The sequence below is a fragment of the Cellulosimicrobium sp. 4261 genome (genome assembly GCF_040546915.1).
GTDB lineage: Bacteria > Actinomycetota > Actinomycetes > Actinomycetales > Cellulomonadaceae > Cellulosimicrobium > Cellulosimicrobium cinnabarinum.
Genome location: NZ_JBEPOQ010000008.1, coordinates 48,491 through 70,103, shown reverse-complemented (window position 1 = coordinate 70,103; position 21,613 = coordinate 48,491). Strand labels below are relative to the sequence as shown.

Sequence of the window (21,613 nt, the reverse complement as noted above, 5' to 3'; positions counted from 1 at the left end):
ACCTGTCGTCGTGTCCACCCACGGGGCTCGCTCGGTCCGGCGTCTGCTCCTCGTTCCTCGAACCCGCGCTCAGGAGCGGAGCGTGGGGAGGCCCAGGACGACGGGGCCCGACGGCGCGCCGCCGCCGTGCCCGTGACCGTGGTCGTCGTCGCCACCGCCCAGGCGAGCGCGCTCGCGCTTCGCCCACGCGTCGCCGGAGCGGGTCCGGCGCACGGCGAACGTGCCGCCCGCGAGCGCCGAGTCGGCGAGGAGGTGGTGCGGCGCGGACCGGGTGACCTCGACCGTGACGACGTCGCCGGGACGCGGCAGGCGGGCGTCGAGGTCGTCCGCGAGGCGCGGGTCGACGGAGCCGGGCGCCCCGGTCCGGTCGGACGGGGCGTCGTCGGGCACCGAGACGACGTCCGCCGGGAGCGCGAGGTGCACGAGGCGGTTGTCGGGGGCGCGGCCGGTCACGCGGTGCGTCGCGCCGTCCTTGCGCCCTGCCCCCTCACCGACGAGGACGTCGATCGTCCGGCCGACCTGGCGTGCCGACTCCTCGCCGGCGATCCGCTCCTGGAGCGCCTGGAGCCGCTCGAAGCGCTCCTGCACGACCTCCTTGGGGAGCTGCCCGTCCATCGTCGCGGCGGGCGTCCCGGGGCGTGGCGAGTACTGGAAGATGAACGCCGAGGAGAAGCGCGACGCCTCGACGACCCGCATCGTCTCCGCGAAGTCCTCCTCGGTCTCGCCCGGGAAGCCCACGATGATGTCGGTGGTGATCGCGGCGTCGGGCATGACGGCTCGGACGCGGTCGAGGATCCCGAGGAACCGCTCGGAGCGGTAGGAGCGGCGCATCGCACGCAGCACGCGGTCGGAGCCCGACTGGAGCGGCATGTGGAGCTGGGGCATGACGTTCGGCGTCTCGGCCATGGCCGCGATGACGTCGTCGGTGAACGCGGCCGGGTGCGGCGACGTGAACCGCACGCGCTCGAGCCCGTCGATCGTCCCGCACGCGCGCAGGAGCTTGGCGAACGCGCCGCGGTCGCCGAACTCGACGCCGTAGCTGTTGACGTTCTGGCCGAGCAACGTCACCTCGATGGCGCCCGCCTCGACCAGCGCGCCGACCTCGGCGAGCACCTCGCCCGGGCGACGGTCGCGCTCCTTGCCGCGCAGGTGCGGCACGATGCAGAACGTGCACGTGTTGTTGCACCCGACGCTGATGGAGACCCACCCGGCGTAGACCGACTCGCGCTTCGTCGGCAGCGTGGAGGGGAACACCTGCAGCGACTCGGCGATCTCCACCTGCGCCGCCTCGTTGTGCCGCGCGCGCTGGAGCAGGACGGGCAGGGCGTCGAGGTTGTGGGTGCCGAAGACGACGTCGACCCAGGGGGCCTTCTCGACGATGGTGCCGCGGTCCTTCTGGGCGAGGCAGCCGCCGACGGCGATCTGCATGCCGGGACGCGCGGCCTTGACCGAGGCGAGCTGACCGAGGTTGCCGTAGAGACGCGTCGCGGCGTTCTCGCGCACGGCGCACGTGTTGATGACGACGACGTCGGCGCGGTTCGCCGCCTCGTCCTGTGCGCTCGCGCGCGTGTAGCCCGCCTGCTCGAGCATCCCCGCCATGTGCTCGGAGTCGTGGACGTTCATCTGGCACCCGAGCGTGCGCACGACGTAGGTGCGGGGGTGCGCGTCGTCGGCCGGCGCAGCGGCGCTGGAGCGGGGTGCGGGGGCAGCCGGGACGGGGGCGGGGGCGATCGTGGACATCACCGTCCAGGGTACGGCTCCGGGTGCCGTGTTACTGAACTGTTGCCCGGTTGTTGCCGGATGAGGTGGCACCGTGCAACAGAAGGGACATAGTGTCCAGGAATGGCCGACGAAACCCCTTCGCCGTCCGACGCGCAGCGCAGCGCGCAGGACGCTCAGCCCCTCCCCGCCGAGCAGGTCCTCGGTGAGCCGCTCGTCGAGCTGCGCGACGTGAACAAGCACTTCGGCGAGCTCCACGTGCTGCGCGACATCAACCTCACGGTCCGGCGCGGCGAGGTGCTCGTCGTCATCGGACCGTCCGGCTCGGGCAAGTCGACCCTGTGCCGGGCGATCAACCGGCTGGAGACGATCGACTCGGGCGAGATCCTCGTGGACGGGGAGCCGTTGCCCGAAGAGGGCAAGGCGCTCGCACGCCTGCGCTCCGACGTCGGCATGGTCTTCCAGTCCTTCAACCTGTTCGCGCACAAGACGATCCTCGACAACGTGACGCTCGGGCCCGTCAAGGTGCGCCGTGAGCGGGGCAAGGACGCCAAGGAGCGCGCGCTGGCCCTCCTCGACCGGGTCGGCGTGAAGAACCAGGCGCAGAAGATGCCCGCGCAGCTCTCGGGCGGCCAGCAGCAGCGCGTGGCCATCGCCCGGGCCCTCGCGATGAAGCCCAAGGTCATGCTGTTCGACGAGCCCACGTCGGCGCTCGACCCCGAGATGATCAACGAGGTCCTCGACGTCATGGTCTCGCTCGCCAAGGAGGGCATGACCATGATCGTCGTCACCCACGAGATGGGCTTCGCCCGGAAGGCCGCCAACCGCGTCGTCTTCATGGCGGACGGCCAGATCGTCGAGGAGGCCCACCCCGAGGAGTTCTTCACCGCGCCGAAGAGCGAGCGCGCCCAGGACTTCCTCTCCAAGATCCTCACGCACTGAGCCCCGGACCGGGGACCTGACCACCGGAGACGCACCGGGCGGAGCAGCGAGGCGCCGCAACCGGACCGGTCCGGAGGACCCGACACCACGACCACGCACCGACCACCACGGACCGGGCCACCCGGCCCCCCACACCCGGCCGACCGACGCGGCACACCGTCGTCGGACGGCCACCACTCACGAAGGGTAGGAACGATGCGCACACGACACGCAGGTGCTGCCACGCTGGCCGCTCTCACCGCGCTCACGCTCGCAGCGTGCGGCGGCGGCGACGTCGGCGGCGAGAGCACGACCACGGACTCCGAGCAGACCGCCGGCGGCGGCGAGACGGTCAAGATCGGCATCAAGTTCGACCAGCCCGGTCTGGGGTACCAGGACGGGTCGACCTACACGGGGTTCGACGTCGACGTCGCGACCTACGTGGCGGGCGAGCTCGGCTTCTCCGAGGACCAGATCGAGTGGGTCGAGGCTCCGTCCGCGCAGCGCGAGACGATGCTGCAGACCGGTCAGGTCGACATGATCTTCGCGACGTACTCCATCACGGACACGCGCAAGGAGACGGTCGCGTTCGCCGGCCCGTACTTCGTCGCCGGGCAGGACCTGCTCGTCGCCGAGGACAACACCGACATCACCGGCCCCGAGTCGCTCGAGGGCAAGAACCTCTGCTCCGTCTCGGGCTCGACGTCCGCGCAGCGGATCAAGGACGAGTACGCCGCGGGCGTGCAGCTCCTCGAGCGCCCCGGGTACGCGGAGTGCGTCACGGCGCTCACCGCCGGCCAGGTCGACGCCGTCACGACCGACGACATCATCCTCGCGGGCCTCGCGGCGCAGCCGCAGAACAAGGGCAAGGTGAAGGTGGTCGGCGCCCCGTTCTCGACCGAGCGCTACGGCGTCGGCCTCCCCCAGGACAACGACGTCTGCGAGGACGTCAACGCCGCGATCGAGAAGATGATCGAGGACGGCTCCTGGGAGGAGTTCGTGAGCAAGAACACCGAGGGCACCGGGTACACGCCGAACGCGAGCGAGAACCCGCCGACGGTCGACGCCTGCGCCTGACCGTCCACGTCACGGGGGAGCGGCGCACCGCTGCGCCGCTCCCCCGGCCGTCGGGTCCCTCGAGGACCCGGCACGACCCCACCCGGAGGACAACGAACCGTGGGTGACTACCTCTCCCAGACCTGGGCGCTCGCCCAGGAGTACGACGTGCTCGGAGCGTTCTGGGTCAACATCCAGCTGACGTTCTGGGCAGCGATCCTGTCGCTCGTGCTCGGCACCGCGCTCGCGCTCATGCGCATCTCCCCCGTGCCGAGCCTGCGCTGGGCCGGCGCGACGTACGTGAACCTCCTGCGGAACACGCCGCTGACGATCATCATGACGTTCATGGTCCTCGCGGTGTGGACCCAGCTGCAGATCAGCCTGTCCACGGACTTCGCCTCGAACTTCTTCCGGTTCGCGGTCATCGGCCTCGCCGTCTACCACGCCGCGTTCGTCTGCGAGGCGATCCGCTCGGGGGTGAACACCGTGCCGATCGGTCAGGCCGAGGCCGCGCGCGCCATCGGTCTGTCGTTCCTGCCGGCCGCGCGCCTGGTCATCCTGCCTCAGGCGTTCCGCGGCGCGATCGCCCCGCTCGGCAACACCCTCATCGCGCTGCTGAAGAACTCCACCGTGGCGGCGGCCGCGAGCGTCACGACCGAGACGTCGACGCTCATGAGGACCATGATCGAGTTCAACTCGAACTACATCTACGGGATCTTCCTCACGTTCGCGATCGGCTACGTCGTGCTGGTCATCCCCATCGGCCTGCTCACCACGTCCCTCTCCCAACGACTGGCGGTCCGCCGATGAGAACCCAGCAGTCCGTCCTCTTCGACGCCCCCGGCCCCCGCGCCCGGCGCGCCATCGCCGTCGGGAACGTGATCGGTGCCGTGGTCGTGCTCGGGATAGCGGCGCTCGTGCTGCTGGAGCTCGGGCGCAAGGGCCAGCTCTCGTGGGAGCAGTGGGGCCCCGTCTTCACGGCCAACGCGTGGGAGAACTACTTCCTCCCGGGCCTGCAGAACACGCTGCGTGCCGCCGGGTTCGCGATCGTCGGTGCCGTCGTCTTCGGGCTGGTCTTCGGCTCCGGCAGGCTCTCGCACGTGCGGCTCGTGCGCTGGGCGTGCGGTGTCGTGGTCGAGTTCTTCCGCGCCGTGCCGGTGCTGCTCATGATGATCTTCTTCTGGCTCCTGCTGGGCCTGCAGAAGGTCCCGGACGCCCCGTTCCTCGCGGTCGTGATCTCGCTCGTGCTCTACAACGGCTCGGTGATCGCCGAGCTCGTCCGGTCCGGCGTCGGCAACCTGCCGAAGGGGCAGGGCGAGGCCGGTCTGGCCATCGGGCTGACGCGTGGTCAGACGCTGCGGTCGATCCAGCTGCCGCAGGCGCTCATCGCCATGCTGCCCGCGCTCGTGTCGCAGCTCGTCGTCGTGCTCAAGGACACGGCGCTCGGCCAGATCATCACGTACCCCGAGCTGCTGCGGGCCGCGCAGATCCTCGGCGTCGGCTTCGGGAACACCCTGCAGACGCTCACGGTCGCCGCGGTCATCTTCATCGTCATCAACTACGCACTGACCACCCTGGCCCAGTGGCTCTCGCGCTTCCTCAGCGGGCGCACCGCGGGCGCCACGGCTGCCGGCCCGGGGATCGGCAACCCGACAGCCGTCGCGGGCGGTCCCGCGGACGAGGCGCCGGCCGTGTCCACCGCGCGCTGACGCACCCGTCGCCCGCCCGGTCACGGGCGGGCGCCGGGCCGCTGCCACCGGGCGGCCCGCCGGTCCGCGACCGGGTCCGCGGGGCGGTCATTCCTCCGCGTCGAGCTCGCGCTGCACGATCTCGAAGGCCAGCCCGGGGCTGTATCCCTTGCGGGCGAGCGCGCCGACCGTCCGCCGCACGCGGACGTCGCGGTCGAGGCCGCGCGTCCTGGCGAGGCGCGTCCGCGCGAGGGCCAGGGCGGCGTCCGCCTCGGAGTCGTCGTCGACCTGCTCGAGCGCGGCCGCGCCGACCTCGCCGTCGATCCCTCGCCGGCGCAGCTCGGTCGAGATCGCGCGACGGGACAGCCCACGCTCCGCGTGGCGCGTGCGGACGATCATCTCCGCGTACTGCGCGTCGTCGACGAGCCCGACCTCCTCGAAACGGTCGAGGATCGGGAGCACGACGTGCTCCGGGTAGCCCTTGCGCGCGAGCGACTGCGTGAGCTCCGCACGGCTCTTCGGCGCTGCGGTGAGGATGCGCAGGACGGTCTCGCGGGCACGCTCGGCGAGGTCGGCGTCGCTGATCTCGCCGCGCTCCACGAGCTCGTGCAGCGACGGGCGCGGGCGCCGCCCGGCCTTGCGGCCCGTGCGGCGCCCGTCGTCCTCCTCGGGCGGGTCGAGAGGCTCGACGCCCTCGCTCCCGTCCTGCTCGCCGATCAGAACGGCGACTTCTTCCCCTTGGCGGCCGCGGCCGGTGCCTTCGCCGCGGCAGGCGCGGCGTCGGTCGCGACGGTCACGCCAGCGGCCGGGTCGGCCGGTGCGTCGACCTTGGCCCCGACGCCGAGCTTCTCCTTGATCTTCTTCTCGAGCTCGTTCGCGAGGTCGGGGTTGTCGCGCAGGAACGAGCGCGCGTTCTCCTTGCCCTGACCGAGCTGGTCGCCGCCGTAGGTGAACCACGACCCGGACTTGCGCACGAACCCGTGCTCCACGCCCATGTCGATGAGGCCACCCTCGCGAGAGATGCCGACCCCGTAGAGGATGTCGAACTCGGCCTGCTTGAACGGCGGGGCCATCTTGTTCTTGACGACCTTCACGCGGGTCCGGTTGCCGACCGCGTCGGTGCCCTCCTTGAGGGTCTCGATGCGGCGGATGTCGAGGCGGACCGAGGCGTAGAACTTCAGCGCCTTGCCACCGGTCGTCGTCTCCGGAGAGCCGAAGAACACGCCGATCTTCTCGCGGAGCTGGTTGATGAAGATCGCGGTGGTGCCGGACGCGCTGAGCGCACCGGTGATCTTGCGCAGCGCCTGCGACATGAGGCGGGCCTGGAGACCGACGTGGCTGTCGCCCATCTCGCCCTCGATCTCCGCCTTGGGCACGAGGGCCGCGACGGAGTCGATGACGATGATGTCGAGCGCGCCCGAGCGGATCAGCATGTCCGTGATCTCGAGCGCCTGCTCCCCCGTGTCCGGCTGGGAGACGAGCAGGGCGTCGGTGTCGACGCCGAGCTTCTTCGCGTACTCCGGGTCGAGGGCGTGCTCGGCGTCGATGAACGCCGCGATGCCCCCGGCGCGCTGGGCGCTGGCCACGGCGTGCAGCGCGACGGTCGTCTTTCCGGAGGACTCCGGGCCGTACACCTCGATGACGCGGCCGCGCGGCAGGCCGCCGATGCCGAGCGCGATGTCGAGCGCGATGGAGCCCGTGGGGATGACCTCGACGGGGGCGCGGCCCTCCTCGCCGAGGCGCATGACGGAGCCCTTGCCGAAGCTCCGGTCGATCTGGGCGAGGGCTGCCTCGAGCGCCTTCTCGCGGTCTGCGGGTGCGGGCATGTCAGTCCACCTTCGGTTCGACGTCCATCAGTTCGTTGTGGCCCGACGTTACGGGCAGCCACCGACACGCGGTGCCGACGAGCCCCGGACCTGGGGACCGTCGTGCCGGACCGGCGTCCTGGGCCCGCCGGAGCGCGCCCTGTGCACAACTCTAGCCGAACACGTGTTCGATCACGGAACGCGCCCCGGCGTGTCCGCGACCTCGCGGCTCACCCGGCGTCGTCCGCGGACCACGACCCGCCGGGCTTCAGCACGACGACCCGCGTCCCGGGGGACTCGCGCTGCACGGCGGCCTCGAACGCCGCGCCCGCGTGGTCCATCCAGCCGCGCGGCAGGTGCTGCCCCCCGGGCGCGTGCAGCGTGCCCCAGTGCACGGGGACCGCGACACGCACCCCGACCTCGGCGCACACCCGCGCGGCCTGCGCCGGACCGAGGTGCCCGCCCGAGAGCCGCGGCCCCCACCCGCCGACCGGAACGAGGGCCACGTCCACCGGACCGCCCGCGAGCGCCGGGAGGTGCACCATCCCGGGGTGGTGCTCGGTGTCGCCCGCCACCCACACGCGCAGGCCGTCGGGGCCGGTCGTCCGCACGAGGTGGCCGTTCGCCGCGTTGGGCCGGTGCGGCATCGGCCGGTGCCCGTGCACCGCGGTGACGAGCCGCGTCTCCACCCCGGCCCCCGGCGGCCCCACGGCGTGCCACGCCTCGCCCAGGCCGACGCCGCGCAGCCCCTTGCTGCGCAGCCACCGCGCGTTGGCGGGCGCCGTGAGGACGGGCACGTCGCCGAGGAGCCGCAGCGACCGCAGCTCGGCGTGGTCGTGGTGGAGGTGGGACAGCAGGACGGCGTCGCTGCCGCGCCACACCGGGGCAGGCTGCGCGCCGCGCCGTCGGAGCATCCCGGCGTGCCGGTGCAGGAGCGGGTCCGTCACGAGCCGGGCCGTCGGCCCGCCGGTGGTCGCGGCGAGGTCGAGCACCGCGCTCGAGTGCCCGAGCCACGTGACGGTGACGCTCACGCGACGCTCCCCCGGCCCGGCGCCTCCTCGGCGACCGGCGGTCGCACCCCGAGGTCCCTGAGCCACGCGACGAGCCGGCGGTGCACCGCCTCGGCCCCGACGAGCATCGGCGTGCCGTCCACGTCCTCGAGCTCGTCGTCGGGCACCCCGAGGTGCGCCGGGTGCAGCAGCACCGCCTGGTTCTGCGCCCCGCCGAGACCGCCGTGCGACCCGACGAGGCCCTCGAACGCGTGCACCATCCCGACCTCGTCGACGCTCGAGACGAGCACGAGGTCCCCGGCGTCCTCCAGCCCGGCGACGCGCACGAGGTCCGCCGCCGCCCGCGACCCGAACGGCGCGAGCGGGTCCGCGCCCACGACCTCGCCCGTCAGCAGGTCGCGCGAGCCGCCCCGCCCGTGCGCCCGGACCTCCCCGCGCGGGCCGCGCTCCACGACGACGCCGACCGCCGGGTTCGCGACGAGCCCCGGGAGGAGCGCGGGCCACCGGGCGCGGACCTCGTCGCCCGTGAGGCGACGCGGCGCGCGCGGGAACCACACCATCCCGAGGTTGCCCGACCCGACGACCGCGACCTCGGGCAGCTCGGGCAGGGCGGGTGCGGTGTCCGCGCGGCGCTCGGAGCGGTCCGGGCCCACGAGCATGCGGCCCGCCTCCGCGTCCCGGGCGCCCGGCTGCCCCGGGCGCAGCGCGTTGAGGGCCGTGTTCGCGGGGCCCCACGCCTCGCTGTCCGGGGCCGTCGCCCGACGCCGCCCCTCGCCCCGGGCGGACGCGGCGCCGTCCCGCGCGCGGCCGTCGTCGTCCGGGCGAGCCCCGTCGCCGGGCGGGTCGAGCGCCATGAGGCGTCGCACCTCGTCGAGGAAGGAGCGGCCGGTCACCTGCTCGAACGTCGCGCCGAGCGACTGCCCGTGGTCCGAGAGCACGACGACGTCGTAGCGCCGGGGCGCGACGGCCGCGACCTGCTCCCAGAGCCCGACGACGCGGTCCAGGCCCTCGAGCGCACGCAGCGACTCGGGCCGCAGCGGTCCGGCGTGGTGCGCGATCTCGTCGTAGTCCACGAGGTCGACGCACACGACGGGCGCCCCGCGCACGAGCTGCTCCGCGACGAGCGTCGTGTTGAGGTCGCGGAGCACGACGTTCGTCACGGCGCGCAGCACCGGGTACCAGCCGAGGCGCGGCACGCGCGGCTCCACGCCGCGCACGGCCTGCTGCCAGCCCTGGTACAGCTCCTTGAGCAGCTCGCCGAGCGCGACGACCACGGCGCGCACGAGGACGAACGGGCTCGCGAAGAAGTGCACGAACATCTGCCCGGGCCCCAGGCCCTCGCGCGCCCGGCTCATGACGAGCAGGCTCGTCGCCGCGTCGCCGGAGAACATCGTCGAGACGGCGACACCGCCGCCCGCGAGCAGGCCGGCGCCGTCGCTCGTGCGCGCCTCGACCGCCGCCGCGTCCGCGGGCCGGTTCGTCACGACGAGCCGCCCCAGCGCGCGCGACCACCACCGGAAGGCGGGCACGTGCTCGGTCGACCCGTGCAGGAGGCCGACGGTCGAGGCGGGCGTCGTCGCGGGCACGCGGGCCCACCACGTCGTGAGGTGGTGGGTGCCGTCGCCGACCCACCGCGCGAGCGTCGGGGCGAGCCCTGCCTGGAGGGCGTAGTCGAGCGTGGGGCGCGCGACGCCGTCGAGCAGGACGACGAGCAGGCCCGCCGGGCGCTCTGCCGCGGCGCCCGCGGCGCCTCCCCGGGGCACCCCGGCCTGGCGCCGCGCGCGCCGGAGCAGGTCCCCGATCACGTACTCGTTGTCGCTCGCCCCGACGACCCAGCGCCCGAGCGCCATGAGCACGCCCGCGAGGACGAGGACGGCGAGGACGTCGGTCCACGTCCCGCTCCGGAACCCCGGGAGGTAGGTGAGCGCCGCCCACGCGACCGCGACCTGGGCGGCCACGCCCGAGACGAGCGCGCCGACGACGCCGGACCGGCGCGCGACCCCGCGCAGCACCGGGCGCAGCAGCGCGTCACCCAGCGCCACCGCGAGCGCCGCCAGGACGAGCGACCAGGGGTTCGTCACCTCGACGCCGGGGACGACCCAGATCGCGAGCCCCAGCCCGGCCGCCGTCGAGACGAGCGACCAGGCCGCGCCGCGCACGTCGGCGGCGGTGAGGCGCAGCGTGGCGCGGCGGCCGCGGGCGGGAACGCTCATGCCGCCATCATCGCGGGGCACGACGGGGTGCGCTCCTCGACCGGCCCGGGCGCGGCGCCGGCACCGGCACCGGCCCGGTCAGGGGCAGCTCCGGTCAGGGCAGCTCCGGTCAGGGCAGGTCCGGTCAGGGGCAGGTCCGGTCAGCGGCGCGGCGGCGCCTGGCGGTGGTCGTCGTTCCCCCACCGCCGCGCGTCGGGCACGTCGAGCGCGTCGCACAGCGCGTGCCAGACGACGCGCGGCTCGACCCCGTCCTCGAGCGCCTGGGCGGCGGTCCGGTCGTCGAGCGCGGACAGCACCTGCTCCCGCACGTAGGCGCGGCCGAGGGCCGCACCGAACACCTCGTCGACCAGCTCGGAGAACTCGCGGTAGCGCACGGGCCAAGCCTTGCACGGATCTGCGGCCGCCCGGTCGCGCACCCGAGCGGGCGGGCGCGTGTGGGTGGGTACCCCCAGAATGGGCGCGTGACCTCGGACCCGCTCGCCCGCTTCGCCGCGCCCACGCGCGCGTGGTTCTCGGGCGCGTTCGACGCCCCGACCGCCGCGCAGGCCGGTGCGTGGGAGGCGGTGTCGAGCGACCGGCACGCGCTCGTGGTCGCCCCGACCGGCTCGGGCAAGACGCTCGCCGCGTTCCTCTGGTCGCTCGACCGGATCCTCGCCGCGCCCCCGGAGGAGGCCCCGGCACGCGAGGCGCGCTGTCGCGTCGTCTACGTCTCGCCGCTCAAGGCGCTCGCCGCGGACGTCGAGCGGAACCTGCGCTCGCCGCTCGCGGGCATCCGCCAGGCCGCGGTGCGGCTCGGGCTCGAGGTGCCGGACGTCGTCGTCGGCACGCGCACCGGGGACACCCCCACGAGCGAGCGCCGCCGGCTCGCCACGCACCCGCCGGACATCCTCATCACGACGCCCGAGTCGCTGTTCCTCGTGCTGACGTCGCAGGCGCGCGCGGGGCTCGTGGGCGTCGAGACGGTGATCGTCGACGAGATCCACGCGGTGGCCGGGACCAAGCGGGGCGCCCACCTCGCCGTGTCGCTCGAGCGCCTGGACGCCCTGCTCGAGGCGCACGAGCGGCCACCCGCGCAGCGCGTCGGCCTGTCGGCCACGGTCCGCCCTGTCGAGGCGGTCGCCACCTTCCTCGGCGGGCACCGGCCCGAGGCCGAGGGCGGGCGCGAGGTCGTCGTCGTGCAGCCGCCGTCGAGCAAGCGCATCGAGGTCGACGTCGTCGTGCCCGTCCCCGACCTCTCGGACCTCGGGACGGCGACGCTCGTGCCCGACGCCGGCTCGCGGTCCGACGGCGGTCTGCCGCCCCTGCCACCCGGCGAGCGCGACCTCACGGGCCCGGCCACGTCCCGCCCGACGGGCGCTCCCGACGTCCGCCCGCCGCGCCCGTCCGTCTGGCCGCACGTCGAGGAGCGCGTCGTCGACCTCGTCACCGACCACCGCTCGACGCTCGTCTTCACGAACTCGCGCCGCGGCGCGGAACGGCTCACCGCGCGCATGAACGAGCTGTGGGCCGAGCGGCAGGGCGAGGACGTGCTCGACCCGGGCACGGTCACCGCGGCGCAGGTGCAGGCGCGGTCGGGCGCGAGCTCGGGCGTCGAGCCGGTCATCGCCCGCGCGCACCACGGGTCGATGAGCCGGGCCGAGCGCACGCGCACGGAGACCGAGCTCAAGGACGGCCGCCTGCCCGCGGTCGTCGCGACGTCGAGCCTCGAGCTCGGCATCGACATGGGCGCGGTGGACCTCGTGGTGCAGGTCGGCGCGCCCCCCTCGGTCGCGTCGGGCCTGCAGCGGATCGGGCGGGCGGGCCACCAGGTGGGGGCGGTGTCGCACGGCGTCGTGTTCCCCACGCACCGGGGCGACCTCGTGCCGTCGGCGGTCGTCGCCGAGCGCATGCGCTCCGGCGGCATCGAGGAGCTCCACGTGCTCGCGAACCCGCTCGACGTCCTCGCCCAGCAGGTCGTGGCGATGGTCGCGGTCGACGAGTGGACGGTCGCGGAGCTCGCGGCGCTCGTGCGGCGCAGCGAGCCCTACGCCCACCTCGGTGACGCGTCGCTGCACGCCGTCCTCGACATGCTCGCGGGCCGCTACCCGAGCGAGGACTTCGGCGAGCTGCGCGCACGGATCGTGTGGGACCGCGCGACGGGCCGGCTGACGGGTCGGCCGGGCGCGCTGCGGCTCGCCGCGACGAGCGGCGGCACGATCCCCGACCGCGGGATGTACGGCGTGTTCCTCGCGACGGACGCGGGGACGGGGACCGTCGCGGGCGACCCGGACACCGCGGGCGGACGCGCCCCGCGCGGCGGCAAGCGCGTCGGCGAGCTCGACGAGGAGATGGTCTACGAGTCGCGCGTCGGCGACACGTTCACGCTCGGGTCGAGCACGTGGCGCATCGAGGACATCACGCCCGACCGCGTGCTCGTCACGCCCGCGCCGGGCATCCCCGGGCGGCTGCCGTTCTGGAAGGGCGACTCCCCCGGCCGCCCCGCCGAGCTCGGTCGGGCGCTCGGCGCGTGGGTGCGCGAGACGGACGCGCTCGCGGCCACCGACCCCGACGCGGCGGCCGACCGCCTGCGCACCGCCGGGCTCGACGCGTGGGCGAGCGACAACCTGCTGGCCTACCTGCGCGAGCAGCGCGACGCCACCGGGCGCGTCCCCGACGACCGTACGGTCGTCGTCGAGCGCTTCCGCGACGAGCTCGGCGACTGGCGCGTCGTGGTGCACTCGCCGTACGGAGCGAAGGTGCACGCGCCGTGGGCGCTCGTCCTCGCCGCGCGCCTGCGCGAGCGCTACGGGGTCGACGCCGCCGCGATGCACGCCGACGACGGCATCGTGCTGCGTCTCCCGGACACCGGGGACTCGTGGCTCGAGGGAGCGACCGACGGCTCGGGCGGGCTCGGCGGGGACGCGCCCGTCGTCGGCGTGGAGGACCTGCTCCTCGACCCGGACGACGTGCTCGACGCGGTGCGCGACGAGCTCGGCGGGTCGGTGATGTTCGCGTCGCGGTTCCGCGAGGCCGCCGCCCGCGCGCTCCTGCTGCCCCGACGCCGTCCGGACCGCCGCCAGCCGCTGTGGCAGCAGCGCCAGCGCTCGGCCCAGCTCCTGTCGGTGGCGGCGGAGTACCCGGAGTTCCCGATCGTCCTCGAGGCCGCGCGCGAGTGCCTGCAGGACGACTTCGACGTCGCGGCGCTCACGGACCTCATGCGCGACCTCGCCGCCGGGCGCGTGCGTCTCGTCGAGGTGACGACCCCGACGCCGTCGCCCTTCGCGCAGTCCCTGCTGTTCGGGTACACGGCGCAGTTCCTGTACGACGGCGACGCCCCGCTCGCGGAGCGCCGCGCCGCCGCGCTGTCGCTCGACCCCACGCTCCTCGCCGAGCTGCTCGGCGGCGACGGCGTCGCTGCCCAGCTCGCCGACCTGCTCGACCCCGCCCAGATCGAGCGGACCGAGGCCGAGCTCGGCGCGCTCGCGCCCGAGCGGCAGGCGCGCCACGCCGAGGACGTGTGGGACGTGCTGCGCCGGCTGGGCCCGCTCACCGAGGCCGAGGTCGCGGCGCGCACCCGCGAGGACGTGCGCGCCGACGTCGCGGCCTGGCTGCGCGAGCTCGAGGCCGCGCGCCGCATCATGCCCGTGCGGCTGGCGGGGGTCGCGCCCGAGCGCGCGCAGCAGTGGGCGGTCGTGGAGGACGCCGGCCGCCTGCGCGACGCGCTCGGCGTCGCGCTGCCCGTCGGCATCCCCGAGGTGTTCACGGAGCCCGTCCCCGACCCGCTGGGCGACCTCGTGCGCCGCCACGCGCGCACGCACGGCCCGTTCACCGCCGCCGACCTCGCCGCACGCCTCGGGCTGGGCGTCGCCGTCGTCGTGCAGACGCTCGAGCGGCTCGAGGCGGCCCGGCTCGTCGTGCGCGGCCGGCTGCGGCCCGAGGCGATCGGCGGCACGGGCGACGACTGGTGCGACGCCGAGGTGCTGCGCGTCCTGCGCCGTCGCTCGCTCGCCGCGCTGCGCGCCGAGGTGGAGCCCGTCCCCGCCGAGACGCTGGGCGTGTTCCTCCCGCGCTGGCAAGGCCTCGGGGCTCTGCGCGGCGTCGACGGGCTGCTGCGCGTCGTCGAGCAGCTCTCCGGCGCGGCCGTCCCCGCGTCGGCGCTCGAGACCCTCGTGCTCCCAGCGCGCGTGAGCGACTACACCCCGACGATGCTCGACGAGCTGACGACGACCGGCGAGGTCGTCTGGTGCGGGCACGCTCCGCTGCCCGGGTCGGGCGGGGGCGACGGTCTCGTCAGCCTGCACCTCGCGGAGTGGGCGCCGCTCACGCTGCCCGACCCGGGCCCGGCGCCCGAGACCGGCCTCCACGCCACGCTGCTCGACCTGCTCGAGGGCTCGGGCGGCTACTTCCTCCCGCGGCTGGCCGAGCGCGCCGGCGCGGAGACCGTCCCGACGCTCGAGGCGCTGTGGGACCTCGTGTGGTCGGGCCACGTGACGAACGACGGCCTCGGGTCGCTGCGCGCACGGCTGGGCGCTGCCGGGGGGGCCCACCGCGCGCCGCGCGCCCGGGCCCGGGCCCGACCGCTCGCGCGCGGCCGGTTCGCGGGCCTGCGCCCACCGACGTCACCCGAGACGGTGCTGCGCGGCGGCGCCGGGCGCTGGTCGGCGCTGCCGCTGCGCGAACCCGACCCGACACGTCGGGCGCACGCGCTCGCCCGGGTGCTGCTCGACCGCCACGGCGTGCTCACCCGCGCCGTCGCGCCCGCCGAGGGCGTCGCCGGGTCGTTCCGCGCGGTGTACCGCGTGCTGAGCGAGCTGGAGGCCACGGGCGCGGCGCGGCGCGGGTACTTCGTCGAGCACCTCGGCGGCTCGCAGTTCGCGCTGCCGGGCGCGGTCGACCAGCTCCGGACCGACGCGCAGGACCGTGAGCGTGCGCTCGAGGCCGACGCCGCGGCGGGCGCGACCGACCCGTTCGCCCCGCTCCCCGACGCGCGGACGTCGCGCGGCGGTCCGCGTCCCGGCGCCGTGCTGCTCGCCGCGACGGACCCGGCGAACCCCTACGGTGCGGCGCTCCCCTGGCCCGCCCGGCCGGCGAACGGACCGGCGGCACCCGGCGCCGAGGGCGCGACCGGCGAGGGCTCGCGCGGCCACCGCCCCGGCCGCAAGGCCGGTGCCGTCGTCGTGCTGAGCGACGGCGACCTCGCCCTCTACGTCGAGCGCGGCGGACGGTCGGTCCTGTCCTTCGTGGACGGTCCGCGCCTCGCCGAGGCGAGCGCCGCGCTGGTCCGCGCGGTGCGGGCGGGCACGCTCGGGAAGATCGTGGTCCAGCGGGTCGACGGCGTGGAGGCGCTCGCCGGTGCGGGCACCACGGCGACCCCGGCGGACGACGCGGTGCGCGCGCTGCTCGACGCCGGCTTCCGCGCGACGCCGCGCGGCCTGCGGGCGGCCTGACGTGCGCCGGTCGTCGCACGCCTGCGGCCACGGAGGGCGGTCGCGTGCCCGAGGGTGACATCCTGCGCCTCGTCTCGGCCCGCCTCGACGAGGCGCTCAAGGACCGGGTGCTCGTCCGCTCGGACCTGCGGTGGCCGAGCGCGGCGGAGATCGACCTCGCCGGCCGGGTGGTCGTCGGGAACGCGGCCTACGGCAAGCACCTGTTCACGCGGTTCGACGACGGCCGGTCCCTGCACACGCACCTGCGCATGGAGGGGTCGTGGCGGCTCGCGCGGACGGGCACCCACGACGCGCGCGGAGCGGAGCCGAACGTGCGCGTGGTCCTCGCGAACGAGTGGTGGACGGCGGTCGGGAACCGGATCGGCATGCTGCACGTCCTGCGCACCGCGGACGAGCGCGTGATCGTCGGGCCCCTCGGCCCCGACGTGCTCGGCGACGACTTCCCGGAGACCGGCCTGCCGGAGGCGGTCGCCCGGATGCGGGCCGACGACGCGGCGGGCGGGAGCGGCCCCCGGCACCGGCCGGAGCGGGCAACGACCGGCGTCCCCGTCGCGGAGGCCCTGCTCGACCAGCACCTCGTCGCCGGCATCGGCACGATCTACACGGCCGAGTCGCTCTTCGCCGAGCACGTCTACCCGTGGACGCCCGTCCGCGACGTCGAGGACCTCGAGGGCCTCCTGCTCACGGCGCGCGCGCTCATGCAGCGCACCGTCCGGCACGGGTTCGACCCGCGCGCGGGCGTCGTGCGGCACGTGCACGGGCGCACACGAAAGGCGTGCCACGTGTGCGGCACGCCTGTCGCGGAAGGTACGGCGAACGAGCCCCCGTACGACCGTCCGATCTTCTGGTGTCCGACCTGCCAGGCACCGCCCGCAGCAGGATGACGGCGGGCGTCGCTGCCCCCGCTCCCGGTGCGGCCGGTCCCGGCCCGACCGTCAGCCGACGGGCTGCAGGTCCTCGCGGCGTGCCGTGCCTTCGGGATGCTGGCGACCCAGCACGGCCGTCGCGAAGTCGGCCGGGATGGTGTCGGGGATCAGCAGACCCTCGGCGACGGCGACCCGGTCGCTGACCTCGCGCAGCACCAACGACATCGGGATGTCGAGCGCCTCGCAGATCGAGCCGAGGAGCTCCGACGACGCTTCCTTCTGACCGCGCTCGACCTCGCTGAGGTAGCCCAGCGAGACCCGTGCGGCGGAGGACACCTCTCGCAGGGTGCGCCCCTGTCGCTGGCGAGCGTCTCGCAGCACGTCCCCGATCTCTCGTCGAAGAACAATCATCTGGCGACCCCCTTCCGTGTCCCGTGCGCCCCCGGGAGCCGGAGAGGCCCCCACCTGGGTGCGCGAACTGCTCGTGCCGGTCTTCCTGTTCACTGCCCCGCGTGACGGGGTCGTCCTACCGTACCCCGCCCGCGGTCCGCTCACGTCGCCGGTGCCCCGTGCGGGACGGGCCGCAGGGGCGTTGTCCGTGCGTCCCACCGGTCGGTTGACGGTCCTGTTGGCGATCACGTGCTGTGCAACGTCCCGACGTGGGGCGTTGTTCCCGCGCCGGGGCTCGCGCCCGGTCCCCCGCGGCACGTTCACGACCTCTCCACGACGCGTCCGACCGGGCTCGCGCAGCTCCCCGCCCGACGCCCGTCCAGGATTTCACCCGACGGCGGGCGCCTCTCCGCCGCCGGTCGTCGGCGGCCCGACGGCGGAGCGCGCGAGCGCCACCGCGGCGGCCACCGTCGCGGCGCGGACGGTCGCACGGTCGCCGTCGACGTGCAGCTCCCGCACGTCGGTGCCGCCCGGTCCGCTCACGGCGACGAAGACGGTGCCCGGAGCCCGGCCGTCCTGCGGGTCGGGACCCGCGACGCCCGTGGTCGCGACCCCGACGTCGGCCCCGAGCACGCCGCGCACACGCTCGGCCATCTGGCGCGCGACCTCGGGGTGCACGGCTCCGTGCGCGGCGAGCAGGTCGCCGTCGACGCCGAGGACCGCCTCCTTGACGTCGGTCGCGTACGCGACGACGGCGCCCCGCAGCACGCGTGAGGCGCCGGGCACGTCGACGATCGTCGCGCTGAGCAGGCCGCCCGTGAGGGACTCGGCGGTCCCGAGAGTCCACCCGCGGGCCTCCAGCGCGTCGAGCAGGTCCACGACGTCGGGCCGGACGTCCGGCCCGGTGGCCGACGACGTCCCCGCCGGGACCGCGGCGGCGGTCATGAGACGGAGGCGCCGTCCGCGCTCGGACCGCGCTCGACGACCCGGGCCGCGCGCACCGCGTCGCGGCGCAGGCGCCAGCCCTGGTACGCGTACTCCAGCCCGGTCACGACGGTGACCAGGATGGCCGCGGCGAGCACGACCCACGCGACGACGCCGACGAACGCCGGCAGGTGCGCCAGCGGGAGCACGAAGAGCGTGATCGCGACGGTCTGGAGCACGGTCTTGAGCTTCCCGCCGCGCGACGCGGGCATGACCGCGTACTTGAGGACGGCGAACCGCAGGAGCGTGACGCCCAGCTCGCGCGCGAGCACGACCACGGGGACCCACCAGGGCAGCTCGCCGAGCGGCCACGCGAGCAGCACGAGCGCGGTGCCCACGAGCAGCTTGTCCGCGATCGGGTCGAGGAGCTTGCCCAGATCCGTGACGAGGTCGTAGCGCCGCGCGAGGTAGCCGTCGAGGCGGTCCGACGTCGCGGCGAGGACGAAGATGCCCGTCGCGACGAGGCGCCACGTGACGGACTCCCCGCCGTCGACGAGGAGCGCCCACGCGAAGAACGGGACGAGCAGGATCCTCGCCATGGTGACGAGGTTCGCGGAGTTCCACGGCGAGGGGACGGCGTTGACCACGTCACCAGCCTAGGGGGTCGTCCGGGGTGCGCCGACCGTCGTCGGCACCACGGGCCGCCCGGGTCAGCGCCAGCCCGACTCCACGTCGGCGCCGTCGTGGTACTCCGTCGCGACCGGGGGCATGTGCCCGTCGGTGCCCTCGCCGTAGTCGTGGCCGCCGCTCGCGGGCGCGGGAGCCGCGGCGGGCGCCTGGCCGTCGAAGACGTCCTGCGCGGGCTCGCCCCGGATGAGCGCGAGCGCCGACGGCAGCTCCTCGGGCGTGACGAGCACGTCCCGGGCCTTGGACCCCTCGGACGGCCCGACGATCTCGCGCGACTCCAGGAGGTCCATGAGGCGCCCCGCCTTGGCGAAGCCGACGCGCAGCTTGCGCTGGAGCATCGACGTGGAGCCGAACTGCGACGTCACCACGAGCTCGGCCGCCTGGAGCAGCAGGTCGAGGTCGTCCCCGATGTCCTCGTCGATCTGCTTCTTCGTGGCCGCCTGCGTGACGTCCTCGCGGTAGACGGGCTTGAGCTGGCTCTTCACGTGCTCGACGACGGCGTGCACCTCGGACTCCGAGACCCACGCGCCCTGCACGCGCATGGGCTTGGCGGCACCCATGGGCAGGAACAGCGCGTCACCCTGGCCGATGAGCTTCTCCGCGCCGGGCTGGTCGAGCACGACACGCGAGTCCGCGAGGGACGACGTCGCGAAGGCGAGCCGCGAGGGCACGTTCGCCTTGATGAGGCCGGTGACGACGTCGACCGACGGGCGCTGCGTCGCGAGCACCAGGTGGATGCCCGCCGCGCGCGCAAGCTGCGTGATGCGCTGGATCGACGCCTCGACGTCGCGCGGCGCGACCATCATGAGGTCCGCGAGCTCGTCGACGACGACCAGCAGGTATGGGTACGTGGCGATCTTGCGCTCGGAGCCGGGCAACGGCTTGACCTTGCCGGCCCGGACGGCGGCGTTGAAGTCGTCGATGTGCTTGAACCCGAACGCGGCCAGGTCGTCGTAGCGGGCGTCCATCTCGCGGACGACCCAGTCGAGCGCCTCCGCGGCCTTCTTCGGGTTCGTGATGATGGGCGTGATGAGGTGCGGGATGCCCTCGTAGATCGTCAGCTCGACGCGCTTGGGGTCCACGAGCACGAGCCGCACCTGCTCCGGCGTCGAGCGCATGAGGATCGACGTGATCATGGAGTTGATGAAGCTCGACTTGCCCGCGCCCGTCGCGCCCGCGACGAGGATGTGCGGCATCTTCGCGAGGTTCGCGACGACGTAGCCGCCCTCGACGTCCTTGCCCACGCCCATGACCATGGGGTGCTCGGTGCGCCGCGCGGCCGACGACCGCAGCACGTCGCCGAGCACGACCGTCTCGCGGTCCGTGTTGGGGATCTCGATGCCGATCGCGGACTTGCCGGGGATCGGCGCGAGGATGCGCACGTCGGCGCTCGCGACCGCGTACGCGATGTTGTTGGACAGCGACGTGATGCGCTCGACCTTGACCTTGGGCCCGACCTCGACCTCGTAGCGCGTGACCGTGGGCCCGCGGGTGAACCCGGTGACCTTGGCGTCGACCTCGAACTGCTCGAACGTCTGGGTGAGCGCCTCGACCACGCGGTCGTTCGCGGCCGAGCGCACCTTGTGCGGCGCGCCCTTGACGAGCGCGTCCTCGTCCGGGAGCAGGTAGACCGTGTCGCCCTCGAGCATGGGCTGCACGCCCCGCGGCATGGGGCCGGGCGGGGGCGGCGGCACGCTGCCGGCGCCGTCCTCCGGGGAGGGCGCGACGGCGCCCATCGCGGCCGCCGCCGTGTCCTGCGCGGTCCCCTGCCCGACGGCGGGGACCACCTCCGTCGCGGCGGTGCCGGCGGCCGGTTCCTCGGCGCGACGCTTCTTCCCCCGGCCGCGCGGCGCGTCGTCCTCGTAGTCGAGGAACGCGGCCGTCTCGAACGCCTCGTCGCCGGAGAAGCCGCCCTCGGGCTTCTCGATCTCCGCCGCCTCCGCCGCGCGCTGCGCCTTGGTGCGCCGCGGCTTGCGGGGTCGGCGACCCGCCGGGGGCTCGCTGCCGTCGTGGCGCGAGACGCCCTCCGCGAGCGGGAGCCCGTCGGCGTCGAGCCCGTCGTCCTCGGCGCGGTGGTTGCCGGTGAGCACGTCGTAGAGGCCGCGCAGCCGGCTCGGGATGCGGTGCACGGGCGTCGCGGTGACGACGAGCAGCCCGAAGAACCCGAGGAGCAGGAAGATGGGGACGGCGAACCACGGCGTCAGACCGGCGGTGACGGGCGTGGCCGCCAGGTAGCCGACGATGCCGCCCGCGTCCTGCACCGCCGCGAAACCGTCCCGCGGCGCGGGCAGGTCCTCCGAGATGTGCACGAGGGAGCACACGGACACGACGATGAGCGTGAGCCCGATCGCGACGCGGGAGTTCGCCTGGGCGCGCTCGGGGTGCCGCATGATGCGCACCGCGAGCCAGAGCAGCAGGACGGGGACCGCGACGCCCGCGAGGCCGAACGTCCCCGCGACGACGCCGTGGACGACCTTGCCGAACGTGCCCTGGATGCCCCACCACTCGCGCGCCGCGACGACGACCGCGAGGGCGATGAGGGTGAACGCGACGCCGTCGCGCCGGTGTGCCGGGTCCAGGTCTCTTGCTCCTCTTCCGATGGTGCGCACGAGCGATCCCACGCCGTGCGCGGCGCCGAGCCAGACCCCCCGCACCGCGCGGACGGGCCACGGCGGCCCTGCCGCCGGCCGACGCGCCGGGCGGCGCGCGCTGGAGGAGGAGGACCGTCCGCGACCGGTACCGGCGCGCGACGTGCCGCGGGCCGAGGACGAACCGCCGCGCGCCGCGGTGCGGGGCGCTGGTGTGCGGTTGCTCGCGGTCCGACGTGCCTGCGGGGACGTGCGGGTCGCCATAGTGGTCCTAACCTACCTGCGAGGGACGACGGCGCCGGGGAACCCCGGGGCGCGTG

At 74.8% G+C, this 21,613-nt stretch carries 16 protein-coding genes; 6 read left to right on the top strand and 10 right to left on the bottom strand.

Annotated features, from left to right (window positions below; genetic code table 11):
- Positions 1-69 precede the first annotated feature (69 nt).
- Positions 70-1,740 (bottom strand): tRNA (N6-isopentenyl adenosine(37)-C2)-methylthiotransferase MiaB, encoded by a 1,671-nt coding sequence (gene miaB, locus ABIE39_RS11925; RefSeq protein ID WP_354051899.1) that lies wholly within the window; start codon positions 1,738-1,740, stop codon positions 70-72.
- Between the two features lie 102 nt (positions 1,741-1,842).
- On the opposite strand from miaB, the gene ABIE39_RS11920 reads away from it, so the two are divergent.
- The 4 genes from ABIE39_RS11920 to ABIE39_RS11905 all read left to right on the top strand — a co-directional run bounded on the left by ABIE39_RS11920 (position 1,843) and on the right by ABIE39_RS11905 (position 5,405).
- Positions 1,843-2,661 carry an amino acid ABC transporter ATP-binding protein gene (locus ABIE39_RS11920; RefSeq protein WP_083385403.1) on the top strand — a complete coding sequence of 273 codons (819 nt, stop codon included), beginning with the start codon at positions 1,843-1,845 and terminating at the stop codon, positions 2,659-2,661.
- A 195-nt stretch (positions 2,662-2,856) separates the two neighbouring features.
- On the top strand, positions 2,857-3,717 hold the full coding sequence (locus ABIE39_RS11915) for a transporter substrate-binding domain-containing protein (protein WP_175009566.1): 861 nt from the start codon (positions 2,857-2,859) through the stop codon (positions 3,715-3,717).
- 99 nt (positions 3,718-3,816) lie between these two features.
- Positions 3,817-4,506 (top strand): amino acid ABC transporter permease, encoded by a 690-nt coding sequence (locus ABIE39_RS11910; protein WP_074810025.1) that lies wholly within the window; start codon positions 3,817-3,819, stop codon positions 4,504-4,506.
- Entirely contained in the window at positions 4,503-5,405 is a 903-nt protein-coding gene (locus tag ABIE39_RS11905; protein WP_209827630.1) for an amino acid ABC transporter permease, read from the top strand. Before ABIE39_RS11910 ends, ABIE39_RS11905 begins: the two co-directional genes overlap by 4 nt.
- 87 nt (positions 5,406-5,492) lie before the next feature.
- Here ABIE39_RS11905 and ABIE39_RS11900 read toward each other — a convergent pair whose 3' ends face one another.
- From ABIE39_RS11900 to ABIE39_RS11880, 5 genes are all read right to left on the bottom strand, one after another.
- Positions 5,493-5,984: a regulatory protein RecX gene (locus ABIE39_RS11900; RefSeq protein ID WP_255434854.1), complete on the bottom strand. Its 492-nt coding sequence runs from the start codon at positions 5,982-5,984 to the stop codon at positions 5,493-5,495.
- 116 nt (positions 5,985-6,100) lie between these two features.
- The gene (gene recA / locus ABIE39_RS11895; protein ID WP_175009568.1) at positions 6,101-7,210 is read right to left on the bottom strand and encodes a recombinase RecA; all 1,110 of its coding nucleotides are present in this window, start codon (positions 7,208-7,210) and stop codon (positions 6,101-6,103) included.
- Positions 7,211-7,419: 209 nt separating this feature from the next.
- On the bottom strand, positions 7,420-8,220 hold the full coding sequence (locus ABIE39_RS11890; RefSeq protein ID WP_175009569.1) for an MBL fold metallo-hydrolase: 801 nt from the start codon (positions 8,218-8,220) through the stop codon (positions 7,420-7,422).
- Entirely contained in the window at positions 8,217-10,412 is a 2,196-nt protein-coding gene (locus tag ABIE39_RS11885; RefSeq protein ID WP_354051895.1) for an alkaline phosphatase family protein, read from the bottom strand. The genes ABIE39_RS11890 and ABIE39_RS11885 overlap by 4 nt, the downstream gene beginning before the upstream one ends.
- 140 nt (positions 10,413-10,552) lie before the next feature.
- Positions 10,553-10,786 carry a DUF3046 domain-containing protein gene (locus ABIE39_RS11880; protein ID WP_034655650.1) on the bottom strand — a complete coding sequence of 78 codons (234 nt, stop codon included), beginning with the start codon at positions 10,784-10,786 and terminating at the stop codon, positions 10,553-10,555.
- A gap of 87 nt (positions 10,787-10,873) precedes the next feature.
- Between ABIE39_RS11880 and ABIE39_RS11875 the strand changes: the two genes are divergently transcribed.
- Together ABIE39_RS11875 and ABIE39_RS11870 are read left to right on the top strand one after the other, a co-directional pair.
- The gene (locus tag ABIE39_RS11875; protein WP_354051893.1) at positions 10,874-15,838 is read left to right on the top strand and encodes an Lhr family helicase; all 4,965 of its coding nucleotides are present in this window, start codon (positions 10,874-10,876) and stop codon (positions 15,836-15,838) included.
- Positions 15,839-15,882: 44 nt separating this feature from the next.
- The gene (locus tag ABIE39_RS11870) at positions 15,883-16,722 is read left to right on the top strand and encodes a DNA-formamidopyrimidine glycosylase family protein (RefSeq protein WP_175009572.1); all 840 of its coding nucleotides are present in this window, start codon (positions 15,883-15,885) and stop codon (positions 16,720-16,722) included.
- A 51-nt stretch (positions 16,723-16,773) separates the two neighbouring features.
- On the opposite strand, the gene ABIE39_RS11865 is transcribed toward ABIE39_RS11870, so the two are convergent.
- The 4 genes from ABIE39_RS11865 to ABIE39_RS11850 all read right to left on the bottom strand — a co-directional run bounded on the left by ABIE39_RS11865 (position 16,774) and on the right by ABIE39_RS11850 (position 21,557).
- The gene (locus tag ABIE39_RS11865; protein ID WP_021483863.1) at positions 16,774-17,115 is read right to left on the bottom strand and encodes a helix-turn-helix domain-containing protein; all 342 of its coding nucleotides are present in this window, start codon (positions 17,113-17,115) and stop codon (positions 16,774-16,776) included.
- 366 nt (positions 17,116-17,481) lie between these two features.
- On the bottom strand, positions 17,482-18,039 hold the full coding sequence (locus ABIE39_RS11860; protein ID WP_175009573.1) for a nicotinamide-nucleotide amidohydrolase family protein: 558 nt from the start codon (positions 18,037-18,039) through the stop codon (positions 17,482-17,484).
- The gene (pgsA, locus tag ABIE39_RS11855) at positions 18,036-18,665 is read right to left on the bottom strand and encodes a CDP-diacylglycerol--glycerol-3-phosphate 3-phosphatidyltransferase (protein WP_074810018.1); all 630 of its coding nucleotides are present in this window, start codon (positions 18,663-18,665) and stop codon (positions 18,036-18,038) included. The genes ABIE39_RS11860 and pgsA overlap by 4 nt, the downstream gene beginning before the upstream one ends.
- 63 nt (positions 18,666-18,728) lie before the next feature.
- Positions 18,729-21,557, bottom strand: a complete 2,829-nt coding sequence (locus tag ABIE39_RS11850) for an FtsK/SpoIIIE family DNA translocase (RefSeq protein WP_354051890.1) — start codon at positions 21,555-21,557, stop codon at positions 18,729-18,731.
- Positions 21,558-21,613 lie beyond the last annotated feature (56 nt).

What these genes read in the sequence shown, in the direction of transcription:
- miaB (WP_354051899.1), bottom strand. Translation starts at nt 1,740, where the DNA reads ATGTCCACGATCGCCCCCGCCCCCGTCCCGGCTGCCCCCGCACCCCGC.
- ABIE39_RS11920 (WP_083385403.1), top strand. Translation starts at nt 1,843, where the DNA reads ATGGCCGACGAAACCCCTTCGCCGTCCGACGCGCAGCGCAGCGCGCAG.
- ABIE39_RS11915 (WP_175009566.1), top strand. Translation starts at nt 2,857, where the DNA reads ATGCGCACACGACACGCAGGTGCTGCCACGCTGGCCGCTCTCACCGCG.
- ABIE39_RS11905 (WP_209827630.1), top strand. Translation starts at nt 4,503, where the DNA reads ATGAGAACCCAGCAGTCCGTCCTCTTCGACGCCCCCGGCCCCCGCGCC.
- recA (WP_175009568.1), bottom strand. Translation starts at nt 7,210, where the DNA reads ATGCCCGCACCCGCAGACCGCGAGAAGGCGCTCGAGGCAGCCCTCGCC.
- ABIE39_RS11885 (WP_354051895.1), bottom strand. Translation starts at nt 10,412, where the DNA reads ATGAGCGTTCCCGCCCGCGGCCGCCGCGCCACGCTGCGCCTCACCGCC.
- ABIE39_RS11865 (WP_021483863.1), bottom strand. Translation starts at nt 17,115, where the DNA reads ATGATTGTTCTTCGACGAGAGATCGGGGACGTGCTGCGAGACGCTCGC.
- ABIE39_RS11860 (WP_175009573.1), bottom strand. Translation starts at nt 18,039, where the DNA reads ATGACCGCCGCCGCGGTCCCGGCGGGGACGTCGTCGGCCACCGGGCCG.
- ABIE39_RS11850 (WP_354051890.1), bottom strand. Translation starts at nt 21,557, where the DNA reads ATGGCGACCCGCACGTCCCCGCAGGCACGTCGGACCGCGAGCAACCGC.